The sequence below is a fragment of the Saccharothrix sp. CCNWYY140 genome, assembly GCF_037401995.1.
Classification (GTDB): domain Bacteria; phylum Actinomycetota; class Actinomycetes; order Mycobacteriales; family Pseudonocardiaceae; genus Actinosynnema.
In genome coordinates, this window is the sequence record NZ_JBBEGC010000045.1 from 19,119 (window position 1) to 31,884 (window position 12,766).

A 12,766-nucleotide genomic window follows, 5' to 3' on the forward strand; every position below is an offset into this window, starting at 1 on the left:
CATGGGCAAGCGCCTGGCCCTGCTGTTCGCCACCTCGCGGTACCTCGACCCGAAGCTGACCACCCTCGACTCGGTCATCGGGGAGGCCAAGACCCTCTCGCAACTGCTGGTGGACCCCGACGTCGGCGAGTTCGAGACCGCGCACGTCCTGATCGACCCCACGAAGGCCACCTTCGAGCGCGAGCTGGAGAGCTTCCTGCGCGACCGGGACGTCACCGACGAGGTCCTGCTCTACATCACCGGCCACGGCCTGAAGAACGACCACGACCAGCTCTTCTTCGCCGCCAGCGACACCGACCGCACCCGCCCCTACGCCACCGCCGTGCCCAGCGTCGTCGTGCAGCACCTGCTGGAGGAGTGCCGGGCGCGGCTGAAGCTGGTGCTGCTGGACTGCTGCTACAGCGGCGCGTTCACCCGCCGGCCGACCCAGCGCGCGGGCGACTGGAGCGACGTGCGGCAGAACCTGGGCCAGGGCACGTTCGTGCTGGCCGCGGCCAACGAGCTGGAAGCCGCCTACGAGCACGACAAGCTGTTCTACGACGAGCGCCGGGAGCGGGTGTCGGCGTTCACCGACGCGGTGATCAAGGGCATCGGCACGGGCGCGGCGGCGCGCACCGGCTCGGACACGATCAACGCCGACGAGCTGTACTCGTTCGTGCTCGACGAGGTCCGGCGCACCGGCCTCAAGCAGACCCCGACGATGAGCAACAAGTCCGAGGGCACCTTCCGCGTGGCCAAGGTGCGGTCGCGCCGGCTGGTCGTGGACGCCGACTCGGAGTCGCCGCGGCTGACCGACCTGCTGCTGCCCGCGGACCCCGACGTCCGGCTGGAGCTGGTCTCGCCGATCGGGCAGGCGCTGCACAACGGCGGCCGGTCGGACAACGTGCTGCGCATCGACATGGCCGGGCAGGAGGGCCACCTGGCGGTGGTGGGCCGCATCTACTCGGGCAAGTCCACCCTCCTGCACACCCTGATGACCGGCCTGTCCCACACCGCCACCCCGGACGAGGTCAGCTTCCACTGCCTGGACAGCGGCGGCAGCTTCCGCGCCCTGGACGGCCTGCCGCACCTGCGGTCGGTGATCCCGCCGACCCAGCCGCTGGAGGTGCAGCGGCTGCTGGAGTGGCTGTGGCAGCACCTGGTGACCCGCGACCGGATGTTCCGCGTGCTGGGCATCACCCGCACGTCCACCTACCGCGAGCTGCGCAAGCGCGGCGAGCTGCCGCCCGGCGAGCACGGCGACCTGTTCCTGGTCATCGACGGCTGGCAGCAGTTCCGCGACGCGCTGCCGCAGCTGGACGACGAGGTGCACCGGATCGCCAGCCGGGGCCTGAACTTCGGCATCCACGTGTTCGTCACCGCCCGCACGTGGCACGAGCTGCCCGCCCCGCTCACCTCGCTGCTGCGCGGCCGGGTGGAGATGCAGCTGGACGACCCGCGCGAGTCCAAGATCGACCCCGAGCTGGCCGCCACGCTGCCCGACCAGCCCGGCTGGGGCCTGTACGGCAACCGGCGGTTCCTCAGCGCGGTCGCCTACGCCGACGACGACGAGGACAGCGTCTCCGACGTGATCCGCAGGCTGCGCGACCCGTCGTTCCCGGGCTGGGACGACGTGGTCGAGGCGCAGGCCGCGCCGGAGCCGGTGGACGTGCCGCCCGCGACGTTCCTGGAGATGCTGGGCGTCGAGGGCGACGCGCGGACCTTCGACCTGGGGCGGGCGTGGTGGGCGCGGCCCGAGCGCGAGCGCTACCGGGTGCCCTTCGGCGTCGGGCCGCGGGGCGAGCCGGTGGCGCTGGACTTCAAGGAGGCCGCGCTGGGCGGCGACGGGCCGCACGGCCTGCTGGTCGGCGCGACCGGCTCCGGCAAGTCCGAACTGCTGCGCACCCTGGTGCTGGGCCTGCTGGCGAGCCACTCGCCGGAGGTGCTCAACGTGCTGCTGGTGGACTTCAAGGGCGGCGCCACCTTCAAGGGGTTCGAGCGGGCGCCGCACGTCGCCGCGGTGATCACCAACCTCGAGAGCGACCTGAACATGGTCGACCGGATGCGGGAGGCGCTCGCCGGCGAACTCGCGCGCCGGCAGGAGGTGCTGGCGAAGTCCGGCCACAAGAACGTGTGGGACCACCAGCGGGCGCGCGAGGCCGGCGCCGACCTGCCGCCGCTGCCGGCGCTGGTGGTGTGCGTGGACGAGTTCTCCGAGCTGCTGACCGCGCGGCCGGAGTTCATCGACGTGTTCCTCACGGCCGGACGGCTCGGGCGCAGCCTCGGCGTGCACCTGCTGCTGTCCTCGCAGCGGCTGGAGGAGGGCAGGCTGCGCGGGCTGGACACGTTCCTGAGCTACCGGATCGCGTTGAAGACGTTCTCCGCGGCGGAGTCCCGGGCCGTGATCGGCGTGCCGGACGCCTACGAGCTGCCGCCCGTGCCGGGATCGGGTCTGCTGCGGCTCCAGGACTCGCGCCTGGTCGCGTTCGACGCCGCCTACGTGTCCGGCCCGCACGACGGGGACGACAGGTCGCTGCTGGACGTCGTGGTGGACCGGGTGGCCGGTCAGGGTCCGCCCGCGCACCAGCTGTGGCTGCCGTCGCTGGGCGACCCGACGCCGGTGGACGCGCTCCTGCCGCCGTTGCGGATCACCCCGGACCGGGGCCTGGCGGCGCCTGGGTTCGTCGCCAACGGCCGGCTCCGGGTGCCCGTGGGCGTCGTGGACGAGCCCTTCCTCCAGCGCCGCGACCTGCTGTGGGCGGACTTCTCGGGCGGCGCGGGCCACGGCGTCGTGGTGGGCGGCCCGCAATCGGGCAAGTCGACCCTGCTGCGCAGCTTGATCACGGCCACCGCGCTGACCCACACGCCCCGCGAGGTCCAGTTCTACTGCGTGGACCTCGGCGGCGGCACGCTGGGCCCGCTCGCGGCGCTGCCGCACGTCGGCCGGGTCGCGAGCCGGCTGGAGTCCGACGTGGTGCGGCGGATGGTCGCCGAGCTGACCACCCTGGTGTCCGAGCGCGAGGCGTTGTTCCGCGAGGAGGGCGTCGAAGGGATCTCGGTGTTCCGCGAGCGCCGGGCACGCGGCGACCTCGCCGGGCACCCGTTCGGCGACGTGTTCCTGGTGATCGACGGGTGGATGAACTTCCGGCAGGAGTTCGAGGCACTGGAGCCGCAGGTCCAGGCGCTGGCCGCGCAGGGCTTGTCGTTCGGTGTGCACGTGGTGGTGGCGGCGAACCGCTGGGCGGAGATCCGGCCCGCGATGAAGGACCTCCTGGTCACGCGGTTCGAGCTGCGGCTGGGTGACCCGAGCGAGTCCGAGGTGCACCGGAGGGTCGCGGCCACCGTGCCCGCCGGTCGTCCGGGTCGCGGTCTGTCGCCGCGGAAGCTGCACTTCCTGGCCGCGCTGCCGCGCATCGACGGCTCGTCGGCCGTCGACGACCTCGCCGCCGGTGTGCAGGACGCGGTCACCCGGATCAGCGGGGCGTGGAGCGGTCCGCGCGCGCCCGCCGTCCGCCTGCTGCCCGACCTGCTGCCGTACCAGGACCTGGAGGCGCAGGTGGGGGCGCGCGTCGGCCGGAGGGTGCCCATCGGAGTGCAGGAGGCGGACCTGAGCCCGGTGTTCCTGGATTTCGACGCCGACCCGCACTTCATGGCGCTGGCCGACGGTGAGGCGGGCAAGACGAACATGCTGCGGACGATCGTGCGCGGCATCATGAGCAGCTACACCCCGGAAGACGCGCTGATCATGCTGGTCGACTACCGCCGCACCATGCTCGGGTTGATCGACACCGACCACCTCCTGACCTACGCCGTGTCGTCGGCCGCGCTGACGGAGATGATCAAGGACGTGCGCGGGTCGATGGCTGGTCGCCTGCCCGGTGCGGACGTGACGCAGGAGCAGTTGAAGAACCGCTCCTGGTGGAAGGGTCCGGAGCTGTTCGTGGTGGTCGACGACTACGACCTGGTCGCACGGCAGGGCGGGCAGAACCCGTTGCAGCCGTTGGCGGAGTTCATCCCGCAGGCCAAGGACGTGGGTCTGCACATCGTCGTGGCCCGCCGCGCGGGTGGCGCGGCGCGCGCGATGTACGACCCGATCCTGAGCAGCCTCAGGGAGGTCTCGTCGCCGACCCTGATCGGGTCGGGCTCGAAGGAGGAGGGCATTCTCGTCGGCGACGTCCGAGCGTCGCCGGAGCCGCCGGGCCGGGGCACGTTGTTCACCCGCAAGCACGGCAAGCGGCGCGTGCAGGTCGCGTGGACCGAGCCACGTACGGACTGATCGAGCCCGCAGTTCACCGCCCGGTGTTCATGGTTCGCAGGATGGTGTGTTGGTCGAAGTCGGTCAGCTCCGCGCACACCTTCCCCTTGTGGAACACCAGGACCCGGTCGCACGCGGCCACCAGTTCGTCCAGGTCCGTCGAGCACAGCACGACGACCTTGCCGGTGTCGGCGACGGCTCGGAGCAAGGCGTGGACCTCGGCGCGGGCACCCAGGTCCACGCCTCGGGTCGGGTCGTCCAGCAGCAGCACGGACGGGTCGGCGGCCAGCCACTTCGCCAGCACGACCTTCTGCTGGTTCCCGCCCGACAGCAGGCCGGCTCGCAGGTTCACGTCGAGAGGGCGCACGCGGACCCGCTCGGCCAGCGCGGTAGCCGCCGCTCGCAACGCGGTGGTGCGCAACAAGCCCAGGCCCGCCAGAGCGACCGGACGGACCTGGGCGATGTTCTCCCACACCGGTTTGTCCAGCATGAGGCCGACCCGGCGTCGGTCGCCGGACACCAGGGCCACCCCGGACGCGATCGCCGAGCGGAACGACGACGGTGTGCCGCCACCGGGCAGCTCGACCGAGCCGGACACCGGGCGGCGCAGGCCGGCGACCACCTCCAGCACGGCGGTGTGCCCGGAGCCCGCCAGGCCGGCCAAGCCGACGATCTCGCCACCGGAGCAGGTCAGCGACACGTCCGACAGCCGGTCCGGCACGCTCACCCCGCGCAGCTCCAGCCGTGGCCCGATCCGGCGGGTGGCGCCGCGGGACACCGTGGGCAGGTCCTGACCCAGCATGGCGTGCACGATGTCACCGATGTCCAAAGAGGACCGTGGCTGGGCGTCCAGCACGGTTCGGCCCTCGCGAAGGACGGTGACCTCGTCGCACAGGTTCATCACCTCCTCCAGGATGTGCGAGACGAACACCACGGCCACCTGCTGGTCACGCAGCACCCGCAGGATGCCCAGCAGGCGTTCGGAGCTGTCGTTGTCCAGCGCGGACGTCGGCTCGTCCAGGATCAGCACCTTGGGCTCGACGACCAGCGCCTTGGCGATCTCCACCAACTGCCGCTGCGCCAACGACAACGAACCCAGCCGGGCGCGCGGGTCGACGTCCAGGCCCAGTCGCTCCAGCACGGGGACGGCCCGCGCGAGCATCGTCCGCCGGTCCAGCAGGCCACCGCGGGTGGGCTCGCGCATCGGGAACAGGTTCGCCAGGACGTCCAGGTCCGGGAACAGGTTCAGCTCCTGCGACACCACCGCCACCCCGTGCGCGGCGGCGTGGGCGGTGCCGGCGAAGGCCACCTCGGTGTCCGCCAGCCGCAGGCTGCCGGTGTCCGGCGCGACCGCCCCGGTGATCACCTTGATCAGCGTGGACTTGCCCGCGCCGTTCTCGCCCAGCAGGGCGTGCACCGAGCCGGGGCGCAGGGTCAGGTCCGCGCCGGCCAGCGCCGTGACGCCGCCGTAGGACTTGGTGATCCCCCGGGCGGTCAGCGCGTGCATCAGTTGGCCTCCGCGAGCGGTCGCAGGTAGGTGTCCGGGGCGGCGAGCTGCTTGTCGGTCTCGGCCTTGAACGCGGCCTTGCGGCTGTCCTCGTCTCTCTGCCGCGCCATGATCTGGTCGATGTTGGCCGGGTTGACCACCAGCGAACCGGTGTTCCACCAGCCCTTGGGCAGCGGCTTGCCGCGCTTGTGGTCGGCGAGCAGGCGCAGTGCCATGTAGCCCTTGAGCCAGTGCTCCGGCGAGGCGAGCGCGAACACGTACCCGTCCTTGACCGCTTGCAGCGCGGCGGCGTCCGGGTCGCACGAGCCGGCCAGGAACTTGCGGCCGGTGTTCTTCTGGATCAACGCCAGCGACACCGCGTCCTGCGCGCCGACGCCGAGGTAGGCGATCGCGTCCGGGTGCGCCTTGACCAGGTCGTTCCACTTGGTGAAGTTCGAGGTGGGCTCGGAGCCGGAGTCGAAGGGGCCGAGCACCTTCAGTCCCGGTCGCTTGGCGGTGATGACGGACTTCATGCCGTCCAACCGCTGCTGGAGGAGGGTCAGGCCGGGGATCGCGTTGCCCAGCACCACCTCGCCGGTCGCGTTCTCCGGCACCTGCTTGACGAACTCCTCGCCGAGCGCCCGGCCCAGCTCGGTGTTGCTGTTGCCGATGTACAGCTCGACCTTGGTGCCGGCGGGCGGCACGGTGTCCACCGCGACCACGGGCACGCCCAGGTCCGCCGCCTGGTTCAACGGCCGCACGAACAGGTCGGGTGTCAGGGTCTCCAGGGCGACGCCGTCCTTGGAGTTGCGGATCGCCGACTGGAACAGCGACACCTCCTGCGGACCGTCCACACCGGATGGTGCGCTGAGCGCCAGGTCGACGCCGCCGGCGTCGGCCGCTGCGGCCTTCGCGCCGAACGCCATCTCCTGGAACGGGTTCTGCGTCGAGGTGGCGTACACGAACGCCATCTTCAGCGGCGCGTTGGGCGACGACGCCGCGCCGCAGCCGGCCAGCAGACCGGCCGCGGCCAGCGCCGCGACGTACCGAGGGGCACGCATGTTCGACCTCATCTCCTCATCACAGCCCGAGCACCGATTCGCGCGCCCGCTGCCTGCGGCGCAGCGCGCTGTCCACCCCGACCGCCAGCAGGACGACCAGTCCGGTGGCGAAGGAACTCCAGTTCGCGGGGATGCTGAAGTACACGAGCCCGCTGGACACCACACCCAGCAGGACCGCGCCGAACACCGCGCCCACCACGGTGGCCACCCCGCCCCGCAACGGGGTGCCGCCGATCACCGCCGCCGCGATGGCCTGCAACTCGAACCCGGTGCCGATGTTCGGGTCGCCGGAGGTGAAGAACGCCAGCCCCAACACACCCGCCAGCCCCGCGACCGCGCCGACCAGCACCAGCACGTGCAGGCGGGTGCGGGGGATGGAGATGCCGGAGAACGCGGCGGCGTCCGGGTTCGACCCGATCGACCGCACCCGGTACCCGAACGGCGTCCACCGCAGCACCACCGTCAACCCGGCCGTGACCGCGACCAGGATCCACACGCTGACCGGGAGACCAAGGAAGTCCCCGCCCAGCACCGCGAAGAACGAGTGCTCCAACGGCAACCCGGTCACCTGCTGCCCGTCGCCCAACGCCACCGCCAACCCCCGGTACAGCTGCATGGTGGCCAGCGTGGCGACGAACGCCGGGATCGCGACGTGCCGCACCACCAACGCGTTCGCCAGCCCCAGCAGCGCACCGAGGACGATCCCGGCCAGGCACGACAGCCACGGGTCGAAGCCGTCGCGCATGAGCAGGGCGGTGGTGATCAGCGACAGCCCGAACATCGCGCCCACGGACAGGTCGATCTCGCGCATCGCCAGCAGGAACGCCATCCCGGCCGCGAGCAACGCCACGTACACCGAGCCGTTCAGCACGTCCCTGAGCTGCCCGACGGTCAGGAACGCGGGCCGCAACACGCCGATCAGCAGCACCAGCACGATCGTCGCCACGAGCACACTGCTCGACTCCGCCCGCAGCACCCGGGTCACCCGTCGATCGCCCTCGGCCATGCCCGCCTCCGTCCGCCCGACCACGGCCCCCAGCGTGCTTTCCGGGCGGGGCGGACCGTTTGCCCGGAGGCGAACACCGGTTGACTGCCGGTGCACCGACTGTGTCCGGGGCCACAGGGCGCCGGTGCGGGCCGCCTACCGTCTGCGGACATGGGCAACATCAAGGGCATGGTCGCGCTGGTGACCGGCGCGGGGTCGGGCATCGGCGAGGCGGTCGCACGCCGCCTGGACGCGGAGGGCGCGCGGGTCGCGGTGCTGGACGTCGACTCCACCGGGGCGGAGATCACCGCCGGGTTGTTGACGCAGGGCATGGCGGTGGTCGCCGACGTCGCCGACTCGGATCAGGTGAACGAGGCCGTGCGCAGCGTCGTGGACACTTATGGGCGGTTGGACATCCTGGTCAACAATGCGGGCATCCGGGGCGGCGAGGAGGCGGACGAGGCCTTCGCACGGCTGACCACGCAGGTGGAGGAGGCTGCCGCCGGCAACGTCACGACCGTGCTGGACGCGACCGTGAACATCAGCGACGAGGCGTGGCACCGGATGTTGGGCGTGCACCTGGACGGGACTTTTTATTGCACGCGCGCCGCGCTGCGGTACATGCAGCGCGGCGCGTCCATCGTCAACATCTCTTCGGTGTGCGGGCTGGCGGGCTGTGCCCACCTGCCGCACTACTCCGCCGCGAAGGGCGGCATCGAGGGCTTGACCAAGGCGGTGGCCCGCGATGTCGCGCCCCTCGGTATCCGGGTCAACTGCGTGGCTCCGGGCTACGTCGAGACTCCTCTGGGGGATGTCATCCCGCCAGTATTGCGACGCGAGCTGGAGCGGCAGATCGGCTTGGGGCGCTTCGGGCTGCCGGCCGAGATCGCCTCGACGGTGGCGTTCCTGGTCGGGCCGGACGGGTCTTACCTGACCGGCCAGACCCTGAGCCCCGACGGCGGGTCGTTTATCAGCTGACCGCCATCGCGAACACGTGGATGCCGGCCGTGGCCAAGGGGCCGCCCACGTTGGGCAGGGTTACCGAGGCCACGGTCTTGGTCGGGTCGAGCGGGACGGATGTGGACCACAGGCGGACGTCCTGCTCGTCGCGGCCGGTGGAGGCGAGGTTGTAGGTTGTTGGGGGCTTGTTGTGGTACGGCATGAAGGCGGCCTGGGTGTTGCCCGCGATCGGCGTCGAAGCCCAGAAGTCGCCGAACGACAAGGTGAAAGCGGTCGAAGAGCCGTCGGTGTAGGTGACTGTGCCGGTGCCGGTTTGGGTGCCGAAGGTTGCCGCGCCCAGGAAAGCCAGCTTGGTGCCCGAGCCCGACACGGTGATCTTCTGCCCGGCGGCCTTCACGTTGTCCGGGAAGCCGTAGTACCGCTGCGGCCAGTCGAACGTCACCCCGCCGACCACCGCGCTCGGGTACCTGATCCCCGCCGCCTCCAACGCCTGACCGGAGAAGCTCCGCCCACTCTTGGAGATCCCACCGGCCTTCGGGTTCAGGTCATTGCTGATGCCGACGTTGTTGAACGCCTCCCGCAGCGACCCGTACACCTTCGCCGCGACCCCGGTCGAGTTGTCCGCGCCGATGTTCACCTTGCCGTCCGCACGCGGAACGGCCGCCCCGAAGTAGTCACGAGTACCGGCGTCAGCAGCAACCACGCCGGCACCGAGGGCAGGGGACCCGGTGCTCAACTGGTAGCCGTTCACGCTGTTGAAACCCGACCCGCTGCCGCCCGCGTAGTTCAGCTTCGGGTCGGACGTGACGGCGCCCGGGTCACCCGAAGGCGCGGTGAAACCGCCCCAGTACACGTTCGACCGGTAGGAAACACCCGTCCCGACCGGCAGCGAGCCGTGCTGCGAGACGAAGATGTTGTTGGCGAACAACGAAGTCGCAGCCACACCAACAGGAACTTTGACGTCGAACGGCCGCGCCATGCAGTAGAACGTGTTGTTGTAGTACACCGAGTGCGAGTACTTGTCGCCATCGGCGGCGATCCGGCAGTCGTCCTGTGACACGTTGTACCGGATGATCTGCTTGGCCTTGTAGTTCGGGTACTCCGTGCAGTGCTGGCAACCCAGGAAGAAGCCGCCCGCGTTGTTGCTGGAGAAGTTGTACTGATACGTACACGTCCCGACGATCGCGCCATCGCAGTCCCACGCCGTCGAGTCGTAGCTCGACGGGTAGCTCCGGGTCACCTCGTTGAACTGGAACACCGGGTCCTTCGAGTTGATCGGCCACATGCCCGCGAAGTTCCCGCCCAGGAACGGGTACGCCCCGCCGCCCAGGTTGTCCGCCCGGTTGTGCTCGATCAGCGGCGAGTCGGAGCCGTGCACCACGATCCCGTCGCCGCCGACGCTGACGATCTGGTTGCGCGCGATGTGGACGCCGGTGTGGTACTGGGCGGGCTTGATGGTGATCTTGATACCGCCACCGCCGGTGTCGTGGACGTGGTTGTCGGTGATGTGCAGGCCGGCGATCGCGCCCGCCGTGGTGTCGCTGAGCACCGAGATGCCCGCCGAACCCTTGAACCACGCCGCGTTCGTGCCGGTCTTGTTGCTCCACCCGGCCACGTTGTCGACTTCCAGGCCGGTCAGCGTGATGCCCGCCTTGGCCGTGGCGGAAGTGTTGCGCACCCGCACGCCCGCGCGCTCACCGGTGGTACCGGGGTTGGTGACCCGGATGTCCCGGACCGTCCAGTGGCTGACATCCTTGAGCAGCACGGTCTCCCCGACCGCGGCCTGACCGTTGAGCACCGGCCGGGTCCCGGTGCCGTACGCGCCCAGCGTGATCGGTGAACCCGCCGCACCGGAACCCGAGGCCACGAACTGCCCCGTGCACATCGTCCCCCGCTTGAACAACACCGAGTCGCCCGCACCGAACGTCCGCGCGTTCACCTGTGACAGCGCGTTGAACGGCGCGGTCTGCGTGCCCAGGGGCGAGCCGGTGAACGAGCAGTCGACGTAGTACGCGGTGGCGGCCGACGCGGCGGGGGCGACGGCGACCGCCGCTCCCGCCACGACTATCGAGGTCAGACCGGCTTGCAGGGCGCGGCGCAGACGAGAACTCACGGTGGTCTCCTGTCATGCGGAACGGCGGTCAGGCGGAGCGGTCGAGCACCTCCGGGAGGACCCGGTGGGACAGGGGCAGGCCGCGGCCGAGCCGGTCCAGCTCGTCGAGGGCCTGGTGGGTCATCCGGCTCAGCTCGTTGCCCAGCGAGCCGGCGATGTGCGGGGTCAGCACCAGGTTCGGCGCGGTGAACAGGGGTGAGTCGGCGGGCAGCACGTCCGGGTCGGTGACGTCCAGCACGGCGTGCAGGCGCTCCGAGAACAACTCCCGCACCAGCGCGGCGGTGTCCACCAGGGACCCGCGCGAGGTGTTGATCAGGGTCGCGCCGGTCGGCATCAGGGCCAGTCGCCGGGCGTCCATCAGGTGCCGGGTCTCCGGCAGCTCGGGCGCGTGCAGGCTCACCACGTGCGACGTGCGGACCAGGTCGTCCAGGCCGACCAGCGCCACTCCCAGGGACGCCGCCTCGGCCGCGGTCAGGTACGGGTCGGCCACCACCACGTCCAGGTCGAACGGCCGCAGCAGCTCCACCACCCGGCGACCGATCTTGGACGCGCCGACCACGCCCACCCGGCGCCGGTAGTTGCCCAGCCACGGGAACTGCGCCTGCCAGTCCTGCGGCCCGCGCGCCTCCCGGTAGCGCGCCGCGATCGCCGGCACCCGCTTGTTGCTCATCAGGATCGCGGCCAGGGTGTACTCGGCGACCGGCAGCGCGTTGGCCGCCGCCGCCGAGGACACCGCGATGCCGGCCCGCCAGCACGCGTCGGTGACGTGGTGCTTCACCGAGCCCGCCGCGTGCACGACGGCCTTGAGCAGAGGCGCGTCGCGCAGCACCTGCTCGTCGATCGGCGGGCAGCCCCAGCCGGTGAACAGGACCTCGACCTCCGCCAGCGCCGCCCGCGCGGTGGTGAAGTCCTCGACCACCAGGTCCGGGTCGGTGTCGGCGACGGAGACCAGGCGCGCGCGGGCGTCCTCGTCCAGCAGCCACCGCGCCACGTGGCGGTGCATGGCCACCAGCGTCCGGGGACGAACGTGTGTCACGTGCTCTCCTACTTCACGGCGCCGGAGGTCATCCCGGCTTTCCAGTGGCGTTGCAGGGACAGGAAGGCGATCACTACGGGCACGACGGCCAGCAGCGCGCCGGTGATGGTCAGCGGGTAGTACTCCGGTTCAGCGGACACGACGGTGTGCCACGAGTACAGGCCGAGGCTCAGCGGGTACAGCTCGCGGTCGGACAGCATCACCAGGGGCAGGAAGAAGTTGTTCCAGATCCCGGTGAACTGGAACAGGAAGATCGTCACGAAGCCGGGCATCAGCATCTTCAGCGAGATGGACCAGAACGTGGTCAGCTCGCCCGCGCCGTCGACCCGCGCGGCCTCCAGCACCTCGCCGGGCACGTAGCTCGCGCTGAAGATCCGCGCCAGGTACACACCGAACGGGTTGACCAGCACCGGCACGAACACCGCCCAGAACGTGTTCACCACGCCCAGTTCGGAGGCCAGCAGGTACAGCGGCAGCGCCAGCGCCGTCGTGGGCACCAGCACGCCCAGCAGCACCACGCCGAACAGCTTCTCCTTGCCCTTGAAGGAGAACTTGTCGAACGCGTACCCGCACGCCACCGAGCAGAACGCGCCCAGACCCGCGCCGCCGACCGCGTAGAGCAGGCTGTTGAGGTACCAGCGCACGTACACACCGCCGTCGGCGGAGGCCAGGTCGCCCAGGTTCTCGAAGAAGTGGAACTCGGTGACCGTGAAGGCGTTGCCGGACAGGTCGCCCAGGCTCTTGGTCGAGGCCACCAGCAGCCACGTCAGCGGCAGCACGGTGTACGCGGTGGCCAGCAGCAACGCGGTGTTGACCGCGATCTTGGACGCCCACGGGGGCTTGCGGCGCGGCGCACGGGACGCCACGGGGACAGGGGTCACGGGAGGCTTG

8 protein-coding genes are annotated in these 12,766 nt (G+C 70.8%); 2 read left to right on the forward strand and 6 right to left on the reverse strand.

The genetic code is table 11. The annotated features are described in order from the left end of the window. Position 1 precedes the first annotated feature (1 nt). A complete protein-coding gene (eccCb, locus tag WBN91_RS20690) occupies positions 2-4,255 on the forward strand; it encodes a type VII secretion protein EccCb (RefSeq protein ID WP_337724224.1) in 4,254 nt (1,417 codons plus the stop codon). A gap of 13 nt (positions 4,256-4,268) precedes the next feature. Here eccCb and WBN91_RS20695 read toward each other — a convergent pair whose 3' ends face one another. Genes WBN91_RS20695 through WBN91_RS20705 form a run of 3 tightly spaced genes read right to left on the reverse strand, consistent with a single transcriptional unit; the run spans position 4,269 to position 7,811 of the window. After that, a complete protein-coding gene (locus WBN91_RS20695; RefSeq protein ID WP_337724225.1) occupies positions 4,269-5,741 on the reverse strand; it encodes a sugar ABC transporter ATP-binding protein in 1,473 nt (490 codons plus the stop codon). Further along, positions 5,741-6,781 (reverse strand): sugar ABC transporter substrate-binding protein, encoded by a 1,041-nt coding sequence (locus WBN91_RS20700; RefSeq protein ID WP_337724226.1) that lies wholly within the window; start codon positions 6,779-6,781, stop codon positions 5,741-5,743. The genes WBN91_RS20695 and WBN91_RS20700 overlap by 1 nt, the downstream gene beginning before the upstream one ends. Positions 6,782-6,800: 19 nt before the next feature. Further along, positions 6,801-7,811 carry an ABC transporter permease gene (locus WBN91_RS20705; RefSeq protein WP_337724227.1) on the reverse strand — a complete coding sequence of 337 codons (1,011 nt, stop codon included), beginning with the start codon at positions 7,809-7,811 and terminating at the stop codon, positions 6,801-6,803. 126 nt (positions 7,812-7,937) lie between these two features. Here WBN91_RS20705 and WBN91_RS20710 point away from each other — a divergent pair, with 126 nt between their 5' ends. After that, on the forward strand, positions 7,938-8,744 hold the full coding sequence (locus WBN91_RS20710) for an SDR family NAD(P)-dependent oxidoreductase (protein WP_337724228.1): 807 nt from the start codon (positions 7,938-7,940) through the stop codon (positions 8,742-8,744). On the opposite strand, the gene WBN91_RS20715 is transcribed toward WBN91_RS20710, so the two are convergent. From WBN91_RS20715 to WBN91_RS20725, 3 genes are read right to left on the reverse strand one after another with little or no spacing between them, the layout of a single operon-like run. Then, positions 8,737-10,839 (reverse strand): right-handed parallel beta-helix repeat-containing protein, encoded by a 2,103-nt coding sequence (locus tag WBN91_RS20715; RefSeq protein WP_337724229.1) that lies wholly within the window; start codon positions 10,837-10,839, stop codon positions 8,737-8,739. The two genes, WBN91_RS20710 and WBN91_RS20715, sit on opposite strands and share 8 nt — an antisense overlap. Positions 10,840-10,867: 28 nt before the next feature. After that, the gene (locus WBN91_RS20720) at positions 10,868-11,875 is read right to left on the reverse strand and encodes a hydroxyacid dehydrogenase (RefSeq protein ID WP_337724230.1); all 1,008 of its coding nucleotides are present in this window, start codon (positions 11,873-11,875) and stop codon (positions 10,868-10,870) included. 8 nt (positions 11,876-11,883) lie between these two features. Next, positions 11,884-12,756 carry a carbohydrate ABC transporter permease gene (locus WBN91_RS20725; protein ID WP_337724231.1) on the reverse strand — a complete coding sequence of 291 codons (873 nt, stop codon included), beginning with the start codon at positions 12,754-12,756 and terminating at the stop codon, positions 11,884-11,886. Between the last annotated feature and the right edge of the window lie 10 nt (positions 12,757-12,766).